This window comes from Paenibacillus hodogayensis (genome assembly GCF_039536325.1).
Classification (GTDB): Bacteria; Bacillota; Bacilli; order Paenibacillales; family NBRC-103111; genus Paenibacillus_AB; species Paenibacillus_AB hodogayensis.
The window spans coordinates 61,957-87,548 of the sequence record NZ_BAAAYO010000002.1; the positions used below are offsets into that span (position 1 = coordinate 61,957).

Here is a 25,592-nt window from a genome sequence, read left to right on the forward strand (position 1 = left end):
ACTTGCAAGCCTGCCATTGAAACTCACTCCATCTTGTCCGTATAGGAATCACACTGTCCAAAACAATGATACACTACGTATATATTTATAATATGATACATTTTGGATCTTTTCAAGAAAAATTTTCTATCAAGTTCCATTTTGTATCATTTCGGTGATAGATTTTCCGACTCTCTTACCCTATGCCAACTTTCTTGGTATTCGGAATTTTCTCGTACTGGGCCCGACCTTTCTCACTAGCTCCTACTTTCCCTATCATATAGGGGCCCCATTTGGTTTTATTCAATATGAGTGACATCAAAACCGAGCAACCTATGCTTCCCAAAAACAGAACAACTACCGTCAGCCAATTGTTGCGTAACGAGGGAAACATTTGCAAAGGAACAAACATGAAAGCCAGAAACATAGGATGGAGCAAATAAATCCCGAACGAATAACGACTGATATGCATAAATACGAGAGAAACTTTCCCGATCCGCATTACCAAATAACTAATGAAAAACATAGCGCTCAATGCAAAGAAGATCATATCGATCCGTTTAGAGGACACGCTTGTGATCCATCCCTGCTGCAGGACAATCCAGCATACCACCGCTGTCACGCTTACGGCCGCCCAAGTCCATCCGCCATATTTGAGCAGCAGCTTTTTAAACAGTTCATAGCGGCTGCCGCAATAGTAGGCCACAACAAAATAAAAGGCCCAGCCCGGGAAAGGAATCCAGTATGCTTTGCTCCACACATAGTGCAGAACGGCAGAGCCCGGGGACGGAACCAAATTGAAGATGGCCAAATACGCGACATTGATAACAAGCGAAGCCCCCAAAAGCACTTGAGGAGAATACCTGTTGTCCAAACTTTTCATATATTTGTGCAGAGCGTAGAACTGAAACACAATCAGTATAAAATAACCGTGATAATCTCCGAGCAGCCAATGCCTCCACAAAAACGTAAATAACGTCCCAACCTCTACTTCCCGGCTCTCGGCCCATACTTGGACCGATTTCATGCATGCATAAAAAGCTCCGAACACGAAGTAAGGAGCTAGTATAAATTGAATTCTTTTGGACCAGAACTGTTTGTCCACGGAGTTCCGTGAAGAATGAGCCAATATCATTTCGGATATAAAAATAAACGCAGGTGTGCCGAACGTTAGCAAGAGCTCAAAAAAATTGCCGAGCAAACTCGATTCCGGAAAGGTGCGGTTTAAACTATTGCGGAAAACTAGACACAGACATGCGATGCTTCTGAGTACAAACATCTCCGGTATAAGTTTCTTTTCCATGCATCACGCCCCCACTATTTAACTCAATAAGTCATAAAAAAAAAAGTAATTACACGAACGTAAATAATGACGGGGACTATATTAGTGATAATTACCCTAACGTATATCTGTTAACTTCACTTCTGAATCTGTTGATCCAGTGTTAATACTCAATGGGGTTATATCAAAGTATATGTTTGACTTAACAGTAACCCCTGAAGATAGACTTGCCGATAGGATTCCTGAGCCGGACGTTTTGCTGTTCAATCGGACGTTGGCTTCTCCATATTCATCCGTTACCGCGCTGGATACTAAAGTTCCAATCGTGGTGTTGAATATTACCGTTTGGTTCACAAGTGGCATACCTTTACTATTCCTTACGTTTACGTATACATCATAATTTTCGTCATCGACTTTTAGTAGAAAAAGTCGTATTTTGCTCGGAGAGTTGTCCATGATTACTACCGATGCACGCACCGTGATACTAGAAAAATCACCTGAAGTGTCGGATAGCACAACCCAAAACTGCTTTTCCATTCCCAGCACCGCATCGTTAACAATCGCAATTTCGATCATTTTTTCCCATTCTCCTGGATTAAAAAGGACTTGGCCGGTGTTTGAAACATAGTCCAATGGAGCGATTGCAGTGTCATCAACCGTTGTGTAATATACCGCTTGCATGACGCTGGCATCCATCCGCAAGAGTGTTAATTTAGCGGATTTCGCACCCTCATAAACCTGTACATTTTTGACAAACCACTTTGGGCCTCCAGTTACATACTGATTTACATAGACAGACCCTATGACAGACTCCTTCATTTCTTGAAACGCATTGGAGGGCACATTGTGATTTGGAGCTGTGTTCTGCTTTGTCCCTTCACTAGCCATGAGAGACTGACTTATGAAGATATGTAAAAGCATTACTAATCCAAAAACATAAAAAAAGCGTCTCATATCTCTACATCTCCTGCTCTGTCTAATTATTCACATCTCATAAACTGATTGCATATGCTAGGAATGTACAACCACAGTATGTTTAATCAAAGACAAGGAGGTCAAATCTATGGCTAACGGGGCTGGGAATGTATTGGATTTCGGCGCCAAGGGCGATGGAAAGGCTGATGACACGAACGCGATTCAAGCTGCACTGAACAGCGGTTATTCTGAAATATACATCCCAAAAGGTATTTATAAAATTACACAAACACTGAGGGTCAACAATCGCAACGGTATGACAATTTATGGTGCAAATTCCATGCTCAGTTTTTCAAACGTAGAGACCGGACTTGAGTTTAATAAATGTTCACATATCGAAGTTCGTGATTTAGAATTCAACGGAAACTACAGTTCGAACTATCTAGTGCGATTTAACACTTGCTCCAATATCCACGTCCTTAACTTGATTATTCGTGATTGTAGAAAAAGTAGCTCAGACCCTGTTATTGGATTAAGATTTGTCGGAACGACTTTTATTACAGTGGAATTTTGCCATATTTACAATATCGATTCGCCAGTTTCAAAAGTGGCTCGAGGAATTTATTTTGCATATGACGATACTGGGAAAGTATGCCGTTATATAGAAGTCCACAAATGCATTATTCAGAACATTACCCCTGTGGACGATGCAGATGGTATCCAACTATTACAGGAAGATGGCCTAGCCGGAGTAACTGATGGGACAGCAGACGCATTGATTTTCGATTGCACATTTATAGATTGCGCTAAACGTGGAGTCAAGTCACAAGCAAAGGGTGTCAAGGTAATTAATTGCCAATTTTTCGATCAAAATTATAAATACAAACACCTATCTGCAATTGCATTATTTTGCTCAAACAGCTCCGCAATTGGAAATAGAATTAAATATAATTACTGCACATCCGTCATTGCCGTAAACAACTCCAACGACAAACCTCAAAGTAATTTTATTGTAGAAGGAAATATTATTGAAATTTCTGCGGTAGATTCGCAGAATCAGTACGGTATCTTGTTCGGATACGCTAACTCGACATGGCGATGTGATAACGTGATTATCAAGGATAATGTCTTTATAGGCGATAAGTATTACACAGTTATACAGTACACTTATGGAAACAATCTTCAAGTAAACGGTAACATTTCGGAGCAGAAAGGAATTACGATCGGTCAAACAAATACGATATATCCTGTCATCAACGCCAAAATATCAAATAACACGTTCTCTACAATCACACTCGCCGCAAGGGATTCCCATGTTTCGTTCAATACGATGAGAGGGGATACCTACGGTCTTGATATGCTCGCTCCATGCAATAATGTGAAAGTAAATAATAACCTGATTACCAATCAAACCGTTGGATTAATGGTCAGAGATAAAACAGTCAATATCCAGATCTCCGAAAATACGTTTAATCAAAATATAAATTTGGATGCACAGATTAGCGGATGGGGACATCAGATCTTCTCAAATGTTGGATTGTCCAAACTGACTACGCCACAGAACGGTCAAATAGCTATCAGAAACCATAAAACCACTGAAAGCGCCTCACCTCCAACAACTGGCTCCTGGTCTGTCGGGGATCTAACCTACAACACCCTCCCCAAACCTGGCGGGTATGTTGGTTGGATATGTACGACAGCAGGAGAACCCGGTGTTTGGAAGCCATTCGGTCCAATATCGCAGTAATCTATGGGAGGAAGATGCTGGAATACGGCATCTTCCTTATCAATATTAAACCCATTTTGTTCCATCCCAAATAAATAATGAACCAGATCCGTCATTCAACTTGAACTGATATCCCGCATCGTTTCGGGTTAATTTGATGGAATCTCTTTCGTTCTTGGTACCGTACCCACAGCCGAAAGCCATCCATACCCCCCCCGAACCACCGGAAACGCACTTCCAGAATCCGATGTTTCTCAACCTGGTTGGAGCTGTATTGTTGAATATATCCCCAGTGCTCCAAAAACCGGATACTGGTGCGGTGTCACCTTCAGACAAACGAATATCAAACTGATACTGTTTTCCAGAAACAGAGTATATCTTTTGTAATCCTTCGTTCCTTTGCAATTTATGACTGTCCCCATCAATCCGAAGATCCCACTCAAGATTTCCGACAAAACGATTTGCAGTTATTTGTACAGAATTCGTTCCTGCTCTTACGTTTACCCCTACCTTGCAAGTGTCGATATAGTTGTTCGCCAGCTCTAAATTGGTACAAACCGCCAATAGATCGAAGCCGTTGCCACCGCCTTTCACCGCATTTTGCGTTACTATAGACTGTTGAACACCCAACTGAAGACTCTTCATAAGATTACCGGTAATGCTGGCATTAGTAACCTTAAAGTTAGAGTCCTGCTGGCCAACTACACACGCCATCGACTGGGCAACGTTGCCTTCAACCGTAACATCATTACCATAAGTGAATTGAATGGCAGAGAACAGTTTATCGCCAAGCAGTTTGTTGTTTCTGATTCGAACGTTGTCGCAGCGCCATCTGGATAATGCGCTTCCGAACAAAATCCCATACTGGTTGACATTCCCGGTTCGAGTGATTTCTATGATATTCTCTTCAATTTGTATATTTTTTTGCGGTAAACTTTCATGATTATTTGCTCCAATACCGATCAAGCACGTGTTATAGCGAACTGTGTTTCTTATAGCGGAACTATTGGAACAATGTAGGGCTATCGCGGTGTAGTGCTCATATTGAAAGTTAAGATCATAAAATTTGCAATCCTGCACCGTTACACCGCTGGCCTGTGCCTTTACGCCTCTTTTTGCGCAATCGATAAAGTGACAATCTTGAATGAAAGCATCGACTGTACCGTCCACTACACCATTTTCGTTATCCTGCTGCAAAAAGTGAATGGCGTCACCATCATCAATAGGTGTAATATTTTGAAACTTGCATCTTCGGATCGTAATGTAACGGCTCGTTTTGCCACCCAGCACCGAACTAAAATAGACACCTCTGGAAATTTTCGAAACTTTCGAATCGATATTTTCAACATGACATTTTTCAAGGAGCACATTAGTTGTTCCTACAAAAACCAGTGGGACGATTGCAACATTCTCATCCCTTCGGCAATTTTTCACCTTTACATCCTCTATAAAGACTTGATCGCATCCAGAAAACCGGACTAAATTGTTGGAATTGTAATTTCCATTTAGCTCCATTCCCTGCATTTTAAAATTCGTACAGCCGATGATTTCCAAGCCTAGCGATACGTTTTGGAACGACAAGACCGATCCGAAACCTTCTAACACAATATTGTTTTTACCCTGAAACGTAACCGTACCGGTTATTTGGTAAGTGCCTTTCGAGAATACGATGCGTCCACCTTTAGGATCCAAAACCTCTAGTGCCGAACTGATTGCTGTCGAATCGTTATTACCGGCTTTCGCCCCCCACCATTCAGGATATACTTGGGGCACATTAAACTCCCCAAAAATTCGCCCTCCGCCTTCAAAAATTTGATATATGCCGGCCTTGACACCTCCATAAACGTATAAATTAAAGCCGCTATCAACCAACAACCTTGCGCCGTTAACGAACTCCAAATCAACGCTTTCCGGGAATGTCAAACCCGAGCGAATACGATAGGTACCAGTCGGAAAGTAAATAGTTCCTCCGCCTGACCCAACGGCCGCTTGGACTGCCTGATTTATTGCCGCCGCATCGTTATTTAAGCCGTCTCCAAAAGCTCCATATGTCTTCACGTTGTACACGCTGTTCGCAGAATTACCGGCTTGGGTAGCTGCAGATATATTTTCTGCTGCTTCCGCAGTCGGAATTTCACGATTTTTTATCCATGAAGCCCCTATTAAACCAAGACCAGCTGCCCCTAACGTTACCAACGCTTTCCTTCGATTCATCCTTTTCGATTTTTCTTCCTTCATCACAACCATCTCCCGATACATTATGTATCGATTATCTCATGGATGAGCTTGTTAGTCAAACAATGTCGAACAGTGCTGACAGCGTATTAAATTTAAAAACTGCACTACTTAAGTTCCTGTAGTCGTATTTAGAAGATGGCTGCGCTGTAACGACGGATTCCGGTATGCAGGAAAATATTCCGCCTTAGCATCGATGGATAAACGCGTCAAAATATCGTTATATATGTCCGCGCGATGTACTTTTTTGCCTACATAATAATCGAGTGCAGTTTCTTCGTTGAATGTGCGTTTAAACCTATACAAACTATCTTTATCTATATATCCACCTCCAAGATGCAAATATTGACAACCTTGTTCCTTCGCCCACATGGCTGCTTCACTAATTAGCAAATTGACCGGGGCTAAGCGTAAATATTCCTTGTTTGCTCCCATAAAATGATAGTGTGCGTATTTGTTATAGTACATGAAAAGAGAAGAAACCAAGACTTGATCATTAAGCCTCACTTCGAACAATTTGACATGTCCAGACAAAAGTTCAACTGTATTGAGGAAAAAATTATCGCTGAAGTAATAGTACGAATTTGCGTTATTTCTATCCATTGTAGAATAGTAAAGCCTTATAAAGTGGTCTAGATTTGTCTCATCGGAACAAACAAACTGAAGCCCTTCTTTCTTCGCTTTCCGAATACGGTTTCTGTTCTCTCCACTAAACCTTTGCATAATTTCCTGATCTGTACCGAAAAGATCGATGCTAATCGTATTCCGTAGAAAAACAGGTCCTACATCCTCATAGTCAAGATAATTTTTTATTATCGGATGAAATCTTACGAATTCGGTAACAATGTTGTTACTCCTGCAATATTGTCCAAATGCATCCGAAAAACTAGCAAACAACCGCTTTCGAACGGTGCTATCGGTGACATTAGAAAGAGGCCCTCCGTACCCATAAGGCGTGGAAATATCGTAACAGTCTTCTTCAATCCCTATCCCCCTAATAATTGGTAAATCATTGATTTTCCTGAGCAGAAATGGATAGCAGATGATTCCGTCTTGATCTGAATATACGAACATTCGAGCCAAACCTTCGCCATTATCTTCATATATTTTGCAATACCCCCATGTGAAGTAAACGTCCGCGTTCGGAAGTAAAAGAATATATCGTTCCCATGCCTCTTTATCTGCCATCGCTAGAATTTCGAAACTCATTGTTCTCATACTCCTCGAATTATCGTTTTCCCCATCGTTCGTCAACGGTTAAATAAATTCGACCGTCGGGCGTTTCAATATAAGCAGGCTCTTGTCCTGGAAATTGGAAAGCCTTAGCAACTCTTCTCCACTGTTCCTGCCCTAAAGATAGGTCAATTTGTTTGCGTCTCATCATTTTTTTTCGAGTAAACGTCCTGGCTTCAACTTTTCGCTCTGCAGCTACCTTTTCTTGCGAAGCTCCTACTACCTTACCATTCACGATATCCTGAAACCGAGATTTCACGAGCTCAATCCCAGCCTCATTACATTTTTGGAACAAATCATACACAGTATAATTTTCTGAAATAGGAAATTTATCCTCTGCCAAAATATCTCCTGTGTCGATACCCTCATCCATCCAGTGAAGTGTCGGTCCGAAATCCGCCCTTCCCTCTAGGATAGCGATCGCATCTCCCATAACTCCCCGAAGTTCTGGCAGCGGAGCTCCATGCAAATTCACGACTCCAAGGCGGAACCGACTAAGGTGACGTTTTCGCAATATCAAATGGAATCGTATTGCCAAACCAATATCCGCTTCCATCTGGACGACATCTTCTAAGTTCAGTATGGGAACGCCCAGAGTCGGAGCAATCTCCTGCATATCACGGTCATTGATGCTCTCTCGCCATTTCGACATTGCTTCCTTACTACATACGACTCCCTTTACTTCAAAAATCGGATTTTCCAAAAGCCATTCCAAAATGCTGACTGCCGGCCCCATCGAACCGAATAATATAACAGACTTCTTCATATTATCTTGTTCCATTAACGGTCATTCCTCTCGATATAGCAGCCGAAGACGGAATCGACATTCTCTCGACATCCAAATCCAGCAGTTGCCTCTCTGTCACTTCCTCAAATCCGTTGCGTTTCAATACTTGAGTAATAGATTTCCACATAATTGACAAATCCAGCAGAAGAGAATGTCGCTCGACATACTGAACATCAAGATGCAGCCTCTCATCCCATGTCAGCCGATTACGCCCTGATATTTGGGCAAGACCCGTGATTCCCGGTCTGACGAGAAAACGATTTTTTTCCACTCCAGTAAAAAAAGGCAAGTATCTGAGTAGCAGAGGTCTTGGACCGACCAGACTCATCTCCCCTTTAATCACATTGATTAATTGGGGGAGTTCATCGAGGCTTGTTTTGCGAAGAAACGCCCCGAATGAAGTGAGTCGCTCCGAATCGCTGAGAAGACAGCCGTTTTCATCCCGTTTGTCCGTCATCGTACGGAATTTCCAAATATAAAATGGCCGCATCAGAAGCCCCGGTCTGCATTGTTTGAACAAGACTGGGGAACCAAGATACATACGAACAAAAAGGGCTATCACTCCTAGGAGAGGAGAAAAAACAATTAATAAAAGCAAGGATACTGTAAAGTCAAATAATCTCTTCACGACAAACGTACCCTCCAAAGTTTTAATGGATTTTATCATCGCCATGGTAAGCTGCCCGAACTTGTTTCTAATTTCTCAAAGCATAAATATCCTTATCTAGTACTTCGTGCAAATATTGTCGGACCTCCCGTACAAGCTCTTTACGCTGTAAAGCGAAATCAATCGTAGCCTTGATAAAACCAAGCTTATCGCCAACATCGTAACGTTTTCCATCGAACCGGTAAGCAAGTACTTTCTGGTCCCGGTTCAATCCTTTAAGAGCATCCGTTAATTGAATTTCACCACCCATTCCGGGCTCTTGTGTTTCCAAGACATCAAATACTTCTGGTCTGAGTACATACCTGCCCATGATCGCCAAAGTGGAGGGGGCCTGTTGAGCCGCAGGCTTTTCGACAAACGATTCAACGCCTATGATATTGTCGCCAAAGTGCTCTGCAGAAGGAGCAACTATCCCGTACTTGGACACCTCCTGTTCTGAAACACTCTGAACGCCAACTACTGACGACTCGTAGCGATGGTATACACCTAGCAACTGTTTGAGACAAGGCGTATCGGATTGAATGATATCGTCCCCAAGCAGGACCGCGAAAGGCTCTTTTCCGATAAAGGCTCTGGCGCACCAGATTGCATGTCCGAGACCAAGTGGTTCCTTCTGACGGATATAGTGAATATTGGCCATTTCTGCAATGTTTCGTATATCCTTTAAGTCAGTCCATTTTTTCTTCGTCCGCAGTACATCCTCTAATTCATACGATATGTCGAAGTGGTCTTCAATTGCCCTTTTGTTACGGCCACTAATAATGATAATGTCCTCAATTCCGGACGCGATCGCTTCCTCAACTATATATTGAATAGCAGGCTTATCCACGATCGGCAACATTTCTTTAGGCTGTGCCTTCGTAGCAGGGAGAAATCTCGTTCCGAGTCCCGCAGCCGGTATGATTGCTTTTCTCACTTTCATTTAACGGTTCCCCTTCGCGAAAATTCCGATCCTGGTCGTTGATAATATGTCTTAAAAGGATATGTTTCAGTTCTTCGATATAACATTGCACAGATGTATCATGCTCCCATCTTTTATACGTGCTGGCAATAAAGAAGGTTAAATCACGAGACAACCCCCTCAGCTCGGGTGAACATTCAACTGTATTCATATGAGTGTGACCTTTTTTAAGCATTTCTCAATGACGTGAACAACCCTGTCCAAGTCCTCATCGGTCATATTAGAACCCGACGGCAAACATATACCACTCTCAAACAGGCGATCCGATATGCTTTCTACCTCATTGTGCGGATAGTATGTGCAGCCTTGAAAAAGCGGTTGTAGATGCATGGGCTTCCATATCGGCCTAGCTTCTATATTGTCCTGCTCAAGCCGCTCCATCAAATCAGAAGCAGTTACCCCGGCAACCTCGGGATCTATCGTGAAGGCCGTTAACCAACGGTTTCCACGACTTTCGGGAAGCTCTGGCATAAACGTTATTCCTGGAACCTTTCCGAATCTTTGATGGTAAGAGTCAAATATACTCCGTCTTGCCTCTATTCGATCGTTCAACACAACTAACTGCCCTCTTCCTATGGCTGCCAGTATATTACTGAGGCGATAATTATAGCCGATTTCGCTATGCTGATAATGCCTGGCGGGGTCTCTTGCCTGAGTGGCCCAATATCGAATTTTATCGATCGCTTCAACCTTGTCAGAAACGAGCATCCCTCCGCCCGACGTAGTGATGATTTTATTGCCATTAAATGAAAACAGCCCGAAATGACCAAACGTGCCGCTAGACCGGCCCTTGTAAGTGGCACCAATCGATTCTGCAGCATCCTCAATTAATGGTACGCCGTAGGTTTCACATAATTCCACGATTGGATCCATGTCGGCACTTTGACCGTACAAGTGAACAACAATAACGGCTTTAGGCAGGTTTCCTCGAGATTTCGCTTCCTGTAGCGCCCGTTCCAAAGCAGTTGGGGACATGTTCCATGTATCGGGCTCGGAATCGATAAATACTGGCTTCGCTCCTACATAGAGAATTGGATTGGCGCTGGCGACGAAGGTTAGCGTGGAACAAAAAACAGTATGTCCAGGGCCTGCATTCAAGTAACGGAGCGCAAGGTGCAGAGCAGCCGTTCCAGAGCTTAATGCGACAGCTGCTCGAGCTCCTACATATCGTTCAACCTCCCGTTCGAATCCTTCTACATGCGGACCGAGAGGAGCAATCCAATTCGTCGCGAAGGCGTCCTGAACATATTTCATCTCCACATCTCCCAGATGCGGAGATGATAAGTAAATTTTCTTTCTTTCCGACACTGCCATTTCTCTTTATCCTCCCTTACGAGAACACTTCATCGTGAAACTTAATCAGTTTGGCGGGGACACCTACTGCCGTGCAGTTGGCAGGAAGCGAATGGATGACTGTCGCTCCTGCACCTACAATCGTACCCGTTCCTACTTCCACGCCGGGCAGTACGGAAACGTTCGTCCCCAAATACGTTCCGTAACAAAGCTTTACAAAACCCGAGACGTTCGTTCCGGGTAGCACGGTTGCAAAATCTTCGATTACGCAATCGTGGCCAATCGTTGTCCCATAATGAACCAATACATGCGAACCAATTCGATTACTAGGTTCGACAATCGCATAGGCACCAACGGATGTACCTTCACCGATCTCCGTTTCTTCCCCAACAATTGCTGTAGGATGGATCAAACTAGGAAAACGCAAATTATGGTTTATCTCCAACGCCTTACGTAAAACTTGAATACGTCCGGAAGAATCACCAATCGCACTCATGACATAAACATCCTGAAACGACCGATCGGCCAAAAGATCCATTTTTCCAAGGATAGGGTAATTGTTGACCATTTTCCCTCGCAAGCTGGGGTCGTCATCCAGAAAGCCGACCAGTTCCCAAACATCCTCAACTTTGTTCAAATCATTGATCAATTGGGCGATTCCTTTTCCCAATCCCCCTGCGCCAATAATAACAATTTTATTTTTGGTTTTTGTCTTCACTGTTTGACCGCCTGCTTTTGAGAGTTTCCTTGAAATTCAGGCATCGTTACAGAGCCGGAATGGTTGATCCCCTCCGGGCGAATTAATTTTAGAACCGTTCTCCATATAATGAGAAAGTCCAACCAGAGGGTCCTGTTATCCACATACCAAACATCCAGTGAAAACTTTTGTTCCCAGGATAAACTATTTCTACCATTAACCTGAGCCCATCCCGTAATTCCTGGACGAACTTCGTGACGTCGAGCCTGTTCAGGACTGTATAGACTCACATATTTCATCAACAAGGGTCTCGGACCAACCAAGCTTAGCTCGCCTTTGATCACATTAAGCAGTTGGGGCAGCTCGTCGAGACTATACCGTCTCAAAAATGAACCGAATGGAGTAAGACGTTTTTCAGCAGGAAGAAGCTCCCCATGCACGTCGTATAAATCGGCCATCGTACGGAACTTATAAATTTGAAACGGCTGCATTCTCCATCCTGGTCGAAGCTGTTTAAACAAAATCGGTGAACCCAACTTTATTCGAACCAGCAGTGCTGTGATACCAATGAGAGGCAGCAACACTAGAAACGCAATTAATGCTATGGTGAAATCTAAAAAACGCTTTATTCTCATAATGCCCATCACTCCAATTATCATTGACATACGTCAACGTATTGCCACCGTTTCCTTATTATTAAGCGAGTGCAAATTGCCAAAGTTGTATAACTCCACATTAGAATCTGCGGCAAATTTAACGCAATTTTTCGTATCAAATACGACTGGCATTTGCATACCTTTCAACCAATCAAGGTTAATATAGCGAAACTCATTATGATCCGCTAGAACAATAAGACACTTCGCCTCATTTAAAGCATCCTCTGCCGAATGAAGCCGAAACGGGCAATGATCGGGCTGTACGTGAGGGTCATGAACCTTTACCTGGAATCCTCTTTTCCTCAACAGGTTAACAACTTGGACCGCTGGGCTTTCCCGGATGTCGTCAACATTACCTTTATAAGTCAAGCCGAAAACGGCAACCGAGTGACCTTGAAATGGCGGAACGAGCTTCTCCACTTGTTCGACTACAAATTCAGGCATCGAATTGTTAATTTGACGTGATACGCTCATAAGAGGAGTGGCGGATGGAGCTTTTTCGATTATGAAGTAAGGATCGACGGCTATGCAGTGCCCACCAACTCCAGGCCCTGGTGAATGAAGATTTACACGCGGATGTTTATTGGCAAGCTCTATGACCTCCAACGCATCGACGCCAAGCAGGGAAGAAGCCTTAGTCAACTCATTTGCCAGAGCAATGTTTACATCTCGGTACGTATTTTCCATCAATTTCGCCATTTCTGCAGAGGTGGATGTAGTCAATACGATCTCGCCCCGGACGAAAGTCCGATAGAATGAAGCGGCTCTTTCCGCCGAAGTTCGGTTATATCCTCCGATAATTCTATTGTTTTCTACCAGTTCTCTAAAAATGCTGCCTGGAAGTACTCGTTCGGGGCAATGCGCCAAATAAATCTCTTCTCCAACCCGCCAACCCGCATCTTCAAGAATAGGAGCGACAACGTCATTCGTAGTTCTGGGGGGAATTGTCGATTCGATAATAACGACATTCCCAGACCGCAAATACGGTACAATAGATCGGGTGGCCGATTCTACATAATCCAAGTTGGCCGTATGATCTCCATTAACGGGTGTCGGTACAGCTATGATGTAAGCATCGGCCATCTCTGGTACGTTTTGCGCTCGGAAGGCAAACTTGCTACGTACCTCCTCGTAAACCTCCTCAATCCCCGGCTCTTCAATATGAATAATTCCATTATTTAAGGACTTGATAACATGTTCACTAACATCGACTCCGGTGACATCGAATCCGGCCTTTGCAAATACGAGCGAAGTTGGTAGACCAATGTACCCCAAACCAATTACACACACTTTAGCGATCATTGATTTTCTTCCTCTCTAGATACAAATTGTATCAAAAATAATATAAAAAACCGAGTTATCCATTAGATAGATGCCTTTTAATATTCGTGTAAGCTTGTTCTACTGTTAAGTTTTTATCCAAATAGTTCCTTCCGTTTCTCCCGAGACGCTTTCTCAATGATTCGTCTCGATACAACTTTTCGAAATTTTCTCTGTACTCTTCCAATTCGCCAGTCACAGAACAAAGACCAGCTTGTGCTTCCTCCAAAATCCCCCCGAAATCCGTGCTGCGGTCCACCGCCGCTAATATCGGAATTCCCGCTTCGAAATAGGATAACGTTTTAGAAGGAATGTTCGGTATCGTGAAGTGCCTGTTCAAATTTATCAGTCCGATGTCACATACTCCTACTAGTGCATCGTAGTCCGATGTGGGCACCCTCTCCTTCAACAACACATTATTCAAAGCCATTTTATGAATTTTAGCTTGCAACCTTTGTCGTTCAGTACCGTCCCCGATAATAAGAAATGCTATTTCATCCCGCTCTCGATATAACGCCGCTAATTCTAGTAAAAAATCTAGTTCCTGAGGCTTCCCTAGGTTGCCCCCGAATATAGCTACAAATTTATTTTCAAGCCCATACTTCTTTTTAATGGCTATATTAGGTTTGTTGCTTTCCCGATTAACTTTTTTCCAGTTGGGCAATAATTCCAACTTTTCTCTTTTTACTTGCTGGTTATGCGTCATTACATACTCTACGTTTCCCTTCGACATGCAGCCGATATGGTCGGAAATCGTGTATAGCTTTTTTTCCAGCATTCGAAAATAAGCAAACACCGGGCCTCCCGAAATCATGCCCAAATCCCGTGCGTTTTGCGGAAAAATATCGCGAAGTATAAGGTAGGATTTACAGCGATCTCTCCTCTTAATATAATTCGCTACGGAAGCAAACGTGATCGGCGGCGTAGGGTAGATAACTAAATCAAATTTGACGCCTTTGAAATAGGTGTTAATCGCTTGCTTAAAAATTCCCGGCAACCTGATAGTCGAAAGCCCCTTCCTGATGGCACCAACATTAAACAGATCACCGCATTTGATTCGTAACACATTTAGTCCTTGCTCATCCTGCAAGCAGGTATCGCGTCCATACTTGCTCTCTAGTAAAGTTGCGACATATACTTCGTTCCCATTACGATGAAACTCCTGTGCGAGGTCTGTATACAAATTGGAGCCTTTAGAGCTTTCGGGAAACGATATCATCAGAAATAAGACGTTCATATGCGGACCCCGCCTGTTTCTGGCTCCGTTTCGATTTTACGCCAAGTGTAAGCATTAATAATGGGGGTATAGCTCTGGATCAGCTTCACTACTTTAAGCGACACGTTACGATCCGCATAGTCACCTGGAAGCGTAAAGCTTGTTTTTTCTTCTCGCATGGATACGGCAAGATCAATGGATCGGAGCACATCTTCTGTCTTGATCCCTCCAATGACGATGGTTCCTTTGTCTAGCACCTCCGGTCTTTCGGTGCTCGTTCGGATTAACACGGCTGCAAAGTCGAGCATCGCCGATTCTTCGCTGAGCGTTCCGCTATCTGACAATACGCAAAAGGAATGCTTTTGCAGCTTGTTGTATGCGAAAAATCCGAATGGGGGGAGCGACCGGACCAGCGGGTGGAAGCGGATTCTCCTCTCCTCGATCCGTTTTTGGCTTCTAGGGTGTGTAGAATAAATGATCGGGAGATTGAACTCTTCAGCCGCCGAATTCAAGGATTGAACCAATTGTTTGAAGTTGTTCTCCAAATCCACGTTTTCTTCGCGATGTGCACTAACGAGAATATAACGCCTAGGCTCCAATTGCAGTTCCTCCAGTACCTCGCTGCGTTCAATCGATCCCAAATGATCATGCAGCACTTCAGACATTGGCGAACCGGTTACGAAAATATGCTCCTTCCTGAATCCTTCACTTAACAAATACCTGCGGCTGTGTTCCGTATATGGCATATTGATATCGCTGGTATGATCAACAATTTTTCTGTTGATTTCCTCGGGAACGTTCTGGTCAAAACACCGATTGCCTGCTTCCATATGGAAAATTGGGATTTTCAGTCTTTTTGCGGCAATAGCACTCAAACAGCTATTCGTATCTCCCAAAATCAACAGAGCTTCTGGCATCTCTTTTTGTAAAATTTCATAAGTTTTCGCAATTATGTTTCCCATTGTTTCCCCAAGATGAGAGCCCACCACACCGAGGAAATGATCGGGCTTTCGCAAGTTTAATTCATCGAAAAAGATCTCATTTAAGGTGTAATCCCAATTTTGTCCTGTATGCACGAGCACATGGTCGAAATGACGATCGCATGCACGAATAACAGCAGAAAGCCGTATTATTTCCGGACGGGTACCGACTATAGTCATTACTTTCATCTTTTTCATCCTACACCTCTAACAGATAAGTATCCGGTGATTGCGGATCAAATATTTCGCTCGCCCAAAACAAAACAATAAGTTCGTCATCCGACTTATTTTCGATAGAATGAGTGTACCCTGGAGGAATATCCACAACCTGAATATCATCGCCAGATACTTCGTAAGAAAGTACCTCTTCTTCGAAAACGTTACGGAATTTAATTACTGCTTTTCCGTTAATTACACAAAACTTCTCGACTTTTGAGTGGTGGTAATGATTTCCTCTGACAATTCCCTTATATGATTTTGAAACAAAGATTTGACCGAACTGCTTTGACTTGACGATTTCTGCCAGACTGCCTCTATGGTCCGTTTTCATTTCCAACGGATATGTAAATCTCTGTTTCGGAAGAAAAGACAAGTACGTCGCGTGCAGACATTTCATAAACGGATCAGAAAGATCCGGAAGAATGTGAGATTTCCGAATATCCCTTATAAGGTACAGCTTATCGGCCAATTCTCCCAATGTTACTTCGAAGATGCGTTCGATTTCGCGATATTCTGCAGAACCCTCTAGCCCAATTTCCCCAATCAGGCTGACAAAGGCCTCTACGACATCGTCGATATAAACAAGGGACAATTTACGCTCCGGATCGGATATTGAAATATCTAAGTCCCGAGCGATATTATGGCAGAACGTGGCAACGACTGAATTATAATTTGGTCTGCACCATTTTCCGAATACGTTCGGCAGCCTATAAATGTAGCTTTTTGCACTCATTTTGTTACCATAGAGCAGAACCGATTGCTCGGCACTTTTCTTGCTTTTACCGTAAGGGTTATCCAATGCGACTTGCGATGAAGAAGCCAACACTACTGGCGTCCGTCGTCCGTGACGCTCCAGCAAGGAGACAATTTGCTCGGTCAACCCCGCATTTACATCCGTAAACGATTGTTCCCATTCCGGTCGGTTCACACCAGCCAAATGATAAACAAGATCCGCCTGTATTAAATGATGCTCCAGTGTTTGAAGATCATCGTTGCTACCGAACACGTTTATCGTAACGTTGAGCCTTTTTAGGCGGTCTATCAGATTTTTACCTATAAAACCGTTTGCTCCCGTTACCAGTACGTTTGTCATTATGTTTTTCGCCTCCTCAAACTCTCAGAAGATCGCCTGCCTGAAGTTCCTCCCGAATGTATTCGAGATTGAGCAGCAGCCTCTTGATCTGTTCCACATTCATCCGCTCTGTATTGTGGGAGCTGTAATCTTCGAGCTGCGAAATTTCCTGTTCACCCTCGATGAAATATTTGTTGTAATTCAAATCGCGATTATCGGCCGGAATCCGGAAATATTCTCCGAAATCTAACGCTTTGGCAAGTTCCTCCCGGGTCAACAAAGTTTCGAAGAGCTTTTCCCCGTGCCGGGTACCAATAATTTGGGTTGGACTTACTGAGTCAAAAAGCTGTTTAAGAGCTTCGGCCAAATCGATGATTGTCGTCGCCGGTGCTTTTTGCACAAAAATATCGCCTTGACGGCCATGTTCAAACGCATATAGCACCAAATCGACTGCTTCATCCAATGACATCAGAAACCGCGTCATGTTCGGATCGGTAATCGTAAGCGGTTTATTTTCCTTTATCTGCTTCACGAATAATGGAATAACCGAACCGCGGGAACCCATGACATTTCCGTATCGGGTGCCGCAAATCACCGTCTGATGTTCGGTTAAGGTCCTAGCCTTGGCGACCATGATTTTTTCAGCCAGCGCCTTAGATTGCCCCATTGCATTTACCGGATACACGGCTTTATCTGTGCTTAAAAATATCGCTTTTTTGACATTGTTCGCGATTGCAGCATTTAATACGTTTTCCGTTCCGATGATATTCGTTCTCACCGCTTCCAGCGGATAAAACTCGCAAGACGGGACCTGCTTCAGAGCGGCAGCGTGAAACACGTAATCGACCCCTCGCATAGCCGCTTGTATACTACCCTCGTCCCGGACGTCACCGATGTAAAATTTGACCTTGACGCTATTCAATTCGATCCGCATATCTTCCTGTTTTTTCTCGTCTCGGCTGAATACGCGAATCTCTTTAATCCCGGTATTTAAGAACCTTTTCAGTACGGCGTTTCCGAATGAGCCGGTCCCACCGGTTATCAACAGCGTGTGATTGTTAAACATTGTTCATCCTCCCGTATCGACTGTTTTGCGTCGTATCGTGTTTCTCCTCTAGCAGTAGAGAAAACATCCGTTCTAGGTGGGCTTCTCTCGTAAATTGGTTTAGAAAGCGGATCTTCGCGGCATCGCTCATGTCCTCATAGCGTTCACGGTCAGCAGCGATTTCCGATATAATCCGGGCTATTGAATCCGGATCCGCAAAAGGAACGAATGCTCCGTTCTGTTTATCTGTAACCATGTCGGAGATTGCCCGATAATCTGTCGTAATGACAACATTGCCATATGCCATCGCCTCGATGATTGCAAGTGGTTGCCCTTCATTGTCATAGTTGGTCGGTAGAACAAAAAAATGTGCTTGTTCGAGAGCCTTTATTTTCGCTTCTCCTTCTACGCTACCTCCGTATTCAACGTAGTCTTTCAACCCGTTTTGCAAGACGTAACTTTCAAACAATTGACGGCCGTGCTCCGCGTCACGTACTATGATATCGTCTCGGTTTGCGAGAAATCTTCCGTAAAATGAACATTTAACATTTAATTGGCTATTATGTACGAGTTGTCTTACCGCTTCTAGAACGTGCAAATACCCTTTCGACTCGATCAGGTTCGATAGGTATAATAGTCGGATCGGTTCTTCTGAGGAGTTTGGCAACCGTTTGCGGCCGCACCGGTCCTCAGCCTTGATCGGTATTCCATTTGTAATAACACTAATTTTGGAGGTCAATGCCGGTTCGAAATCGAACATCCCTCTAAGCTTTTCGCCAAGTACATATAAACCATGCGCCTTTCGCAGCGTTGCCCGTATAACGACACGGATCCAGGCAGGCTGCTTGGCATAGAAACCGTCGTAATTCCCGCCATGAAGATGGAGTAAAATACGATGCCCGAAAAGTCTGGCAAACCATATCATGAAAAAATCCCTCCAAAAGCCTTGGAGAGACTGGGCGATTGTAATATATACTGTTTTTTTCCCAAAAGCGGTTTTCCGCATAAAGTCGAGCAAAATCCTTACATACTGCAACGCCCTGGATTTCGTGTTGATTTTCTCCCCGGTACCGCTGGATAGATTGATGATACAGTACGGTAGATCCCGCTCCGTAAATCCGTCTACCAACATTTGTACGGCTAATGATTGGCCCGAAATAGGTGGCGGCAGTGGTCCTACTATAATGACGTGTTGTTTAACCTTCAACCAAATTCCCCCTGTTCCTTTTCTGCACGAGTATGGATTTCCCGCGCCGCACGTTGCTTTTCAGATACGAACCTTAAGGCTAAATTTTCATAATGATTCGATATCGACTCGATCGAGAATTGGTCGAGAAACTTCCTCAGGTGTTCTACTTTGATTTCGTGCAAACGGCTCAAAAATCGGACAACATCTCCCATAACGTCCGATCCAGGGAAAATCAGTCGTTCCTCTATAGTTAGAGCAGCAGGATACTCGGCAAAAAAGTCTGCGGAGCTGTCTTCAAGAATGGAGATCAGGTTTAAAACGGGCTTTCCGGTGCTGGCGTACTCGACCAGTTTGCTGGGAAGAAGCTCTGGTGTCTTATTTCCTATGTTGACCAAAACGTCAGCATCTTTCATCACATGATACACTTGTTCCCGCGATATTACTCCATGAACAAACAGGCTACGGTTCAGGTAAGGTTGGTAAGGCTCGAAAGAGGCAACACATTCATCCGTTTTCCCATAAAAATGCAATTCCGGTCTTCTGAGCATCTTTTCCTGCAGAAGCAACTCGAATAATCGGAGTAGTCCGTCCGGTCTGCGAATATCTGAATAAAGCGTACCGATAAATACGAATTTGAGAGGTCCTTCCTGCCTGTAATCTCTAGTTGCGACGAATAGCGGAGGCGCAGACAATAGTGGAGGACTGACAGTAAACTTGTCGGCATCCGTTCCGAAGGTTTGTATGTACTTTTCCATAATTTTTGCCGTGTTGAGAATGATCCTATCGGCCAACTCTACAATGTTAAGCTCCGCTCGAAAGTTAATCCGTCCGAATAGTCTGATATTGTTGACCGGCATCGTATGAAAATAAAACGGATCGCCTATATCTACAATCCAGTTCAATCCTGGTCGCTTCCTTTTAACAGCCGCTCCAGCCCAATGTGAAGAGAACGGGTGAGAGACCGATATCATAGCATCATATCCCCTTTCTCTCACAAGCTCATTCGCCGTCAGAACTGCAATTCGTGTCCATAGACATGCGAAATCCGGCCAATACAACTGTTTCCATGTCGTATCGTGCAAAAATTTTACGGTTAATCGGAACAGCCGCTTCAAGGATATATTGTTTCTACCGCTACCAGATGGGGAGGCAATTGGGTGAGCCGTTGTCAGCCTCCCTCTCCACTTTTCCGAGAACTGTCCGCCGACCCGATATATTTGAACGCCGTTAATCTTCTCGGCCCTTTCATATCCAGGCTTCCATGCGCACACAACGTCGACCTCATGTCCTTGTCGGACCCAATGTTCGGCGATAGCGTTCCATCTGAACGCCCTGGGTACCATAGCGGGTGAATAATGGTAACTAATAATGATGAATTTCATGACAAATTCCTTTCTGAATGCAACTTGCCTCCGGTCAGCCTTTTCCTAACAAATACGAGCGAGATTAGCGCATAAACGATAGTTCCCAAAAGCAATTGCAGCACTACGATTACGCTTGTCTTGTCACTTTCGATTAATAACGCGGCCCCCACCATGGATGCTGCCATTATTGTGCTGAAAGCGAGCGCAGGCGCAAAACTACCAATAAAGCTGCGAAGGCAGGAACCGAATAGCCCCCGAAGCAAATAGGAGTAATTAGTCACTACATAAATTAATTGATAAAGGATATACCCGGAAGCGACGCCGACTACCCCGAATGTATAAGCACCCGTAGCCAAAATCGGGATCGCGGTAACGAGCATGGCCATATGCCACTTAAAGCCCATATCGACTTTACCTACTGCCATCAGCAATGCCCCGATCGGGTTTCCGATCACTCGCATAATTCCGACAAACGCCAACAGTTGAATAAGCGTCACACTGCTGCTCCAATGATTACCAAAGACGAGAGACACTGCATACGGTGCCGCCGCAACCATACCTAGCAGTAACGGAAAATTGACAAAAGACAAGTAGCGAATCACCTTGAAGTAGCTTTCTTTCAGTTTCCTGTCCTCTCCCTGCATTTTTGAGAATGCGGGGAACATTACACTCGTAAGAACCGGGTTTATTTTGAGAATCGGAACGATGGCCAAGTTATAGGCAAGCATGTAATACCCGAGCGCCTCTGCTCCCAGCATGCGACCTATGATTAAGGAATCCAAATTGGAATTCACGAAAAATACAGTCCGTTCGCCCAATTGATACATTCCGAAGCGCAAATATTCTTTGGTATGACCAAATCGTAGCCGAAATATCGGTTTTTGCGCTTTGAAACCCCAATATGCGAAGGTGACACTCTTTATCGTACTGATAATCAAATAGCCCCACACAATGGCGTATATTTCATATCCGTTAGCTGCTAGTAGGATAGAAACAAACGTCCCTAAAGCAACCGCTGTACAATCCGTTATCGCTATCGCCTTGAATCTCATCTCTTTCTGAAGCAGCACGCGATATTGCTGACCTAGCGGAAGAATGACAAAGTTAATCGCGGTCCAGTACAGCGGCTTCGTTAAGTGCGGTTCCTGAAAAACAGCGGCAATGATAGGCGCCCCGAGTAATATAAGCAGAAAAAGAGCGAAACCCGCAATCAAATTGATCCAGTATAAGCTGGATAAAGTCTCGCGCGACTGTCCCTGCTTATGGATAATTGCATTGGAAACACCAAGATCGGCATATTGCTGGGAGAAGTTGAGCACAACGAGCAGCATTGCCATCAATCCTAGCGTACTCGGCGGAAGCAGCCTTGCCAAAATCAAAAGCTGAGCGAACTGAGCAATCGTTGTGATAGCCATAGAGCTGGCCGTCCACGAAACACCGCGCACTACTTGTCGTTTTATTGACATAAAATTATCCCCCGTACTGAAATGTACGACTAGAAGTGCGAATCATGCGAGTCAACGAATAGGCTAGTGCAGCTCCGAACCATATTCCTGAAGCATTTTGCATATCGAACGAGAACTGCATCGTAATCAAATAATAAATGGTGATGGCAGCAGCTGCAGACAGCAATACCCTCTCCACGTTCAGAGTATCTGTATCACGGGTGGATGCAAACGCTCGACGAATTATCCAAAAGATGTATCCCAAAAAGACAATGAATAATAACAACCCTATTGCTCCATTTTCTGTCGCAAGTTCTGCAAATATATTGTGAGGATATATCCTTGCGCCGGTAAAGAAATCGGCGAAGCTCCCCGTTCCTCCTCCAATTAGAGGCTTTTCCTCAAATCCTTTGACAGCGATCGTAAGCAAATCTACTCGCGAAGCTACACTGCCTTCGCCACTATTATCCTCAAATAATAAGCGATCCTTTATTTGATTAGGAAGTGCAGCCAGTAAAAGTGCTATTGTACAAAAGGATACCATTGCAATTTTGAAAAGTTTGGCTCCGGATATTCTTCTCTTCTTAGCTAGGTTGAATAGAAGAATCGCAACCACTAAAGCGATAATCGGACCTTTTGATCCGGTTAAACCCATTAATAGGAGTCCTATAATGATATGTACAATCCTCCCCCTATTTCTGAGTTTTCCCGTACTTGCCTCGTTCCTTGATTCTCCAAGAAAGATGGCACAAAGAACGCTTAATCCAATTACCCTGGAGTATTCAATGGGATTGTAGTAAGAGGGACTGAATCGGCTTAAGGAAGAAAAATCTTTCCCAATCAGCTCGATAAGACCCCAAACTGTAAAAATCCAGCCCGTTACATACATTGCTTTCAGAATGGAATTTACCCAGGCTTGGTCTTTAAAGAGAATTAAGGTAGTCGCTCCAACTAGTAGGTTTCCCGCTATTATATAAATAAATTTGGCGGTACCATAGCCGACTGATGAAGGAGGTACATATAGCAATCCGATCCATAACCAGCATAGTAATAATAAACTAATATACATGATTGGGTTGAATAATCGTCCCAATTTTCTATGGACTATAAGATTCAGTAAAATCGGTATTGTCACTGCCAGATTGACCCCAATATCTGGTACGGGTATGCCATACTTTGCAATTAAGTGGGCAGTTAAAGGCTTCCCGAACAATAAAAAGATTACGACAAATTCAGGTTTAGCGGTCAGAAAAACAATGAAGAAAAACACGGCCGAAACTAATCCGAAGAGCCATACAACACTTGTCATACAAGCACCATCTGTTGTTCTTGTTCCGTATACTGATAAGTAGGCACTGTCTGCTTCAATGCTCTTTTAATTTCTCGTTCGTTTTTACTTAATTCCTTTTCCAGCATCGACAATTGGAACTCCAAATTTGCTCTGGCAATTACGACTGGTTTTCCGATAAAGATACGATTATGCTTGGTAGAGGCAAGCCCTTCCTCATCGGTGAGCAATTCTTCGAACAACTTCTCTCCAGGCCTCACTCCAGAATAACTGATTTCAATATCTAAACCCGGTTCAAATCCCGATAAACGAATAAGGTCTTTCGCCAAATCCAGTATTTTTACTGGCTCCCCCATATCAAGCACAAATACTTCTCCGCCATTAGCAATTGCTCCGGCTTGAATCACGAGTTGAACAGCTTCAGGTATGGTCATGAAATATCGAATCATTTCAGGATGGGTAACAGTTACCGGACCTCCCATTCGAATCTGCTCTTTAAATTTCGGAATTACACTACCTCTACTTCCGAGCACGTTGCCAAATCTTACAGCAACGAATCGAGTGACACTATGTGCATTTAGACTTTGAATGTACATTTCTCCAACACGTTTGGTCGTACCCATTACGCTAGTTGGGTTAACTGCTTTGTCCGTAGAAATAAACACAAAGCGTTCTACTCCAAAACGATCAGCACAATCCGCAACGTTTTTCGTCCCAAATATATTGTTTTTCACGGCCTCCGACGGATTATGCTCCATAAGTGGTACATGTTTGTGCGCAGCCGCGTGAAATACGAGCTGAGGAGAGTACTTTGCGAAAACAAACTCAATCCGCGCCCGATCCTGAATATCGGCAATTACCGATTCAATAATAAGCTCCGGATATTTGCGACGGATTTCCGCTTCGATTGAGTAAATGCTGTTTTCTCCATGCCCCAACATAATCAGCCGAATAGGTTTAAAAGGTGCCAATTGGCGACACAATTCGGAACCGATTGAACCACCTGCCCCCGTCACTAAGACTATTTTCTCACTAACATAATCTGCGATTCCTTGCAAATCTATGTTCACCGGTTCTCGACCTAGCAAATCCTCTACTTCGACATCGCGAATTTCGTTTATCGTCACAATCCCTTGTATCAAGTCTCCAATCTTCGGAATTATTTTCAACTTCGCTTTAGTTGATTTACAGTGACTAATGATTTGCGAAATATCTTTTTTGAGCACTGAAGGAAGTGCAATTATTATTTCGTCGATGTTCAAACGTTCTACGGCTTCGCTTATTTTGTCACGACCACCGTATACGGGAAGCCCCAATACCTGCAAGTGATGTTTTCGAATATCATCATCAATGAAAGCCACGGGCGTCATTAGCGAGCTTTTGTCACATTTCATTTCTTTAGCGATCAGTGTTCCGCAGTCGCCTGCTCCGATAATAAGAGCTCTGTTGGGTCTATCACTGCTTTTAAAATAACTATCACGGAAAACCCTCCATGCAAAACGTGTGCCTCCCATGAGGAGTAAAATAGTCTCAAAGGATCGTACGAGTAAGGGGATCGGCACTAGATGACCGATGACGGCCGATGTAAGTATCCATGAAATTAAACATGTGACGGTTACCGCTTTAACAATAGATAACAGCTCACCGATGCTGGCATAATGCCAAATTCGATTATATAGCTTGAATGTGATCATCCCGATCGTACAAACTGCTACTGAAATTCCTGTATAGACCCCCCAATCCCCCAATTGTTCCGGAATAATTACGACTCCTCCATAATGCAGAACATATGCCGCATAAACTCCAAACGATACGATCAGCATGTCTATGCCGATTAAGCCCGACAATCTTTTGTTGTTATAGCTCATAATATCCGATCATCCTCCACATCATACCAAATAAAAGAATCAGCTAAGTACCGAATAATCCAAGACTTAACGGACTCTTTTATTCCCATGATAAATATGAGGGCATCAAACCCTTCCTCTCACCACACCATCGACGATTCACGTCTAAGGCGCTA

Annotated in this window: 21 protein-coding genes; 1 reads left to right on the top strand and 20 read right to left on the bottom strand. The window is 43.7% G+C overall.

Going from position 1 to position 25,592, the window contains the following annotated elements; genetic code table 11:
* Positions 1-175: 175 nt before the first annotated feature.
* Both ABD796_RS05950 and ABD796_RS05955 read right to left on the bottom strand, forming a co-directional pair.
* The gene (locus tag ABD796_RS05950) at positions 176-1,282 is read right to left on the bottom strand and encodes an acyltransferase family protein (protein WP_344904453.1); all 1,107 of its coding nucleotides are present in this window, start codon (positions 1,280-1,282) and stop codon (positions 176-178) included.
* 96 nt (positions 1,283-1,378) lie between these two features.
* Complete coding sequence (locus ABD796_RS05955; RefSeq protein WP_344904455.1) at positions 1,379-2,215, bottom strand: Calx-beta domain-containing protein; 837 nt, start codon at positions 2,213-2,215, stop codon at positions 1,379-1,381.
* 109 nt (positions 2,216-2,324) lie between these two features.
* Between ABD796_RS05955 and ABD796_RS05960 the strand changes: the two genes are divergently transcribed.
* Positions 2,325-3,923: a glycosyl hydrolase family 28-related protein gene (locus ABD796_RS05960; RefSeq protein WP_344904458.1), complete on the top strand. Its 1,599-nt coding sequence runs from the start codon at positions 2,325-2,327 to the stop codon at positions 3,921-3,923.
* A gap of 45 nt (positions 3,924-3,968) precedes the next feature.
* On the opposite strand, the gene ABD796_RS05965 is transcribed toward ABD796_RS05960, so the two are convergent.
* The 18 genes from ABD796_RS05965 to ABD796_RS06050 form a co-directional block, all read right to left on the bottom strand.
* Entirely contained in the window at positions 3,969-6,140 is a 2,172-nt protein-coding gene (locus ABD796_RS05965; protein WP_344904461.1) for a glycosyl hydrolase family 28-related protein, read from the bottom strand.
* Between the two features lie 108 nt (positions 6,141-6,248).
* Positions 6,249-7,346, bottom strand: coding sequence for a lipid II:glycine glycyltransferase FemX (locus ABD796_RS05970; protein ID WP_344904463.1), 1,098 nt, complete (start codon positions 7,344-7,346; stop codon positions 6,249-6,251).
* A 19-nt stretch (positions 7,347-7,365) separates the two neighbouring features.
* Complete coding sequence (locus ABD796_RS05975) at positions 7,366-8,151, bottom strand: formyl transferase (RefSeq protein ID WP_344904465.1); 786 nt, start codon at positions 8,149-8,151, stop codon at positions 7,366-7,368.
* On the bottom strand, positions 8,138-8,785 hold the full coding sequence (locus tag ABD796_RS05980) for a sugar transferase (protein ID WP_344904468.1): 648 nt from the start codon (positions 8,783-8,785) through the stop codon (positions 8,138-8,140). Before ABD796_RS05980 ends, ABD796_RS05975 begins: the two co-directional genes overlap by 14 nt.
* A gap of 67 nt (positions 8,786-8,852) precedes the next feature.
* Positions 8,853-9,746: a UTP--glucose-1-phosphate uridylyltransferase GalU gene (gene galU / locus ABD796_RS05985; RefSeq protein WP_344904469.1), complete on the bottom strand. Its 894-nt coding sequence runs from the start codon at positions 9,744-9,746 to the stop codon at positions 8,853-8,855.
* 186 nt (positions 9,747-9,932) lie between these two features.
* Positions 9,933-11,099, bottom strand: coding sequence for a DegT/DnrJ/EryC1/StrS family aminotransferase (locus ABD796_RS05990; RefSeq protein WP_344904471.1), 1,167 nt, complete (start codon positions 11,097-11,099; stop codon positions 9,933-9,935).
* A gap of 16 nt (positions 11,100-11,115) precedes the next feature.
* Entirely contained in the window at positions 11,116-11,796 is a 681-nt protein-coding gene (locus tag ABD796_RS05995; RefSeq protein ID WP_344904472.1) for an acetyltransferase, read from the bottom strand.
* Positions 11,793-12,419, bottom strand: coding sequence for a sugar transferase (locus ABD796_RS06000; RefSeq protein ID WP_344906263.1), 627 nt, complete (start codon positions 12,417-12,419; stop codon positions 11,793-11,795). The genes ABD796_RS05995 and ABD796_RS06000 overlap by 4 nt, the downstream gene beginning before the upstream one ends.
* Positions 12,420-12,443: 24 nt before the next feature.
* Positions 12,444-13,733: a nucleotide sugar dehydrogenase gene (locus ABD796_RS06005; protein ID WP_344904474.1), complete on the bottom strand. Its 1,290-nt coding sequence runs from the start codon at positions 13,731-13,733 to the stop codon at positions 12,444-12,446.
* A gap of 55 nt (positions 13,734-13,788) precedes the next feature.
* Complete coding sequence (locus ABD796_RS06010) at positions 13,789-14,988, bottom strand: glycosyltransferase family 4 protein (RefSeq protein WP_344904476.1); 1,200 nt, start codon at positions 14,986-14,988, stop codon at positions 13,789-13,791.
* Complete coding sequence (wecB, locus tag ABD796_RS06015; RefSeq protein WP_344904479.1) at positions 14,985-16,145, bottom strand: non-hydrolyzing UDP-N-acetylglucosamine 2-epimerase; 1,161 nt, start codon at positions 16,143-16,145, stop codon at positions 14,985-14,987. The genes ABD796_RS06010 and wecB overlap by 4 nt, the downstream gene beginning before the upstream one ends.
* 1 nt (position 16,146) lies before the next feature.
* Complete coding sequence (locus ABD796_RS06020) at positions 16,147-17,259, bottom strand: polysaccharide biosynthesis C-terminal domain-containing protein (RefSeq protein ID WP_344904482.1); 1,113 nt, start codon at positions 17,257-17,259, stop codon at positions 16,147-16,149.
* 16 nt (positions 17,260-17,275) lie between these two features.
* On the bottom strand, positions 17,276-18,304 hold the full coding sequence (locus tag ABD796_RS06025; RefSeq protein WP_344904485.1) for a polysaccharide biosynthesis protein: 1,029 nt from the start codon (positions 18,302-18,304) through the stop codon (positions 17,276-17,278).
* Positions 18,297-19,490 carry a glycosyltransferase family 4 protein gene (locus ABD796_RS06030; protein ID WP_344904487.1) on the bottom strand — a complete coding sequence of 398 codons (1,194 nt, stop codon included), beginning with the start codon at positions 19,488-19,490 and terminating at the stop codon, positions 18,297-18,299. The genes ABD796_RS06025 and ABD796_RS06030 overlap by 8 nt, the downstream gene beginning before the upstream one ends.
* Complete coding sequence (locus ABD796_RS06035) at positions 19,487-20,854, bottom strand: glycosyltransferase (protein WP_344904489.1); 1,368 nt, start codon at positions 20,852-20,854, stop codon at positions 19,487-19,489. The genes ABD796_RS06030 and ABD796_RS06035 overlap by 4 nt, the downstream gene beginning before the upstream one ends.
* Positions 20,851-22,302 (bottom strand): MOP flippase family protein, encoded by a 1,452-nt coding sequence (locus ABD796_RS06040; protein ID WP_344904491.1) that lies wholly within the window; start codon positions 22,300-22,302, stop codon positions 20,851-20,853. The genes ABD796_RS06035 and ABD796_RS06040 overlap by 4 nt, the downstream gene beginning before the upstream one ends.
* Before the next feature lie 4 nt (positions 22,303-22,306).
* Entirely contained in the window at positions 22,307-23,590 is a 1,284-nt protein-coding gene (locus tag ABD796_RS06045; protein WP_344904493.1) for an O-antigen ligase family protein, read from the bottom strand.
* The gene (locus tag ABD796_RS06050; RefSeq protein WP_344904496.1) at positions 23,587-25,437 is read right to left on the bottom strand and encodes a polysaccharide biosynthesis protein; all 1,851 of its coding nucleotides are present in this window, start codon (positions 25,435-25,437) and stop codon (positions 23,587-23,589) included. Before ABD796_RS06050 ends, ABD796_RS06045 begins: the two co-directional genes overlap by 4 nt.
* Positions 25,438-25,592 lie beyond the last annotated feature (155 nt).

What these genes read in the sequence shown, in the direction of transcription:
- ABD796_RS05990 (WP_344904471.1), bottom strand. Translation starts at nt 11,099, where the DNA reads ATGGCAGTGTCGGAAAGAAAGAAAATTTACTTATCATCTCCGCATCTG.
- ABD796_RS05955 (WP_344904455.1), bottom strand. Translation starts at nt 2,215, where the DNA reads ATGAGACGCTTTTTTTATGTTTTTGGATTAGTAATGCTTTTACATATC.
- ABD796_RS05965 (WP_344904461.1), bottom strand. Translation starts at nt 6,140, where the DNA reads ATGAAGGAAGAAAAATCGAAAAGGATGAATCGAAGGAAAGCGTTGGTA.
- ABD796_RS05970 (WP_344904463.1), bottom strand. Translation starts at nt 7,346, where the DNA reads ATGAGTTTCGAAATTCTAGCGATGGCAGATAAAGAGGCATGGGAACGA.
- ABD796_RS06010 (WP_344904476.1), bottom strand. Translation starts at nt 14,988, where the DNA reads ATGAACGTCTTATTTCTGATGATATCGTTTCCCGAAAGCTCTAAAGGC.
- ABD796_RS06045 (WP_344904493.1), bottom strand. Translation starts at nt 23,590, where the DNA reads ATGACAAGTGTTGTATGGCTCTTCGGATTAGTTTCGGCCGTGTTTTTC.
- ABD796_RS05950 (WP_344904453.1), bottom strand. Translation starts at nt 1,282, where the DNA reads ATGGAAAAGAAACTTATACCGGAGATGTTTGTACTCAGAAGCATCGCA.
- ABD796_RS06020 (WP_344904482.1), bottom strand. Translation starts at nt 17,259, where the DNA reads ATGACAAACGTACTGGTAACGGGAGCAAACGGTTTTATAGGTAAAAAT.
- ABD796_RS06050 (WP_344904496.1), bottom strand. Translation starts at nt 25,437, where the DNA reads ATGAGCTATAACAACAAAAGATTGTCGGGCTTAATCGGCATAGACATG.
- ABD796_RS06000 (WP_344906263.1), bottom strand. Translation starts at nt 12,419, where the DNA reads ATGGGCATTATGAGAATAAAGCGTTTTTTAGATTTCACCATAGCATTA.
- ABD796_RS05960 (WP_344904458.1), top strand. Translation starts at nt 2,325, where the DNA reads ATGGCTAACGGGGCTGGGAATGTATTGGATTTCGGCGCCAAGGGCGAT.
- ABD796_RS06025 (WP_344904485.1), bottom strand. Translation starts at nt 18,304, where the DNA reads ATGTTTAACAATCACACGCTGTTGATAACCGGTGGGACCGGCTCATTC.
- ABD796_RS06040 (WP_344904491.1), bottom strand. Translation starts at nt 22,302, where the DNA reads ATGTCAATAAAACGACAAGTAGTGCGCGGTGTTTCGTGGACGGCCAGC.
- wecB (WP_344904479.1), bottom strand. Translation starts at nt 16,145, where the DNA reads ATGAAAAAGATGAAAGTAATGACTATAGTCGGTACCCGTCCGGAAATA.
- galU (WP_344904469.1), bottom strand. Translation starts at nt 9,746, where the DNA reads ATGAAAGTGAGAAAAGCAATCATACCGGCTGCGGGACTCGGAACGAGA.
- ABD796_RS06005 (WP_344904474.1), bottom strand. Translation starts at nt 13,733, where the DNA reads ATGATCGCTAAAGTGTGTGTAATTGGTTTGGGGTACATTGGTCTACCA.
- ABD796_RS05975 (WP_344904465.1), bottom strand. Translation starts at nt 8,151, where the DNA reads ATGGAACAAGATAATATGAAGAAGTCTGTTATATTATTCGGTTCGATG.
- ABD796_RS06035 (WP_344904489.1), bottom strand. Translation starts at nt 20,854, where the DNA reads ATGAAATTCATCATTATTAGTTACCATTATTCACCCGCTATGGTACCC.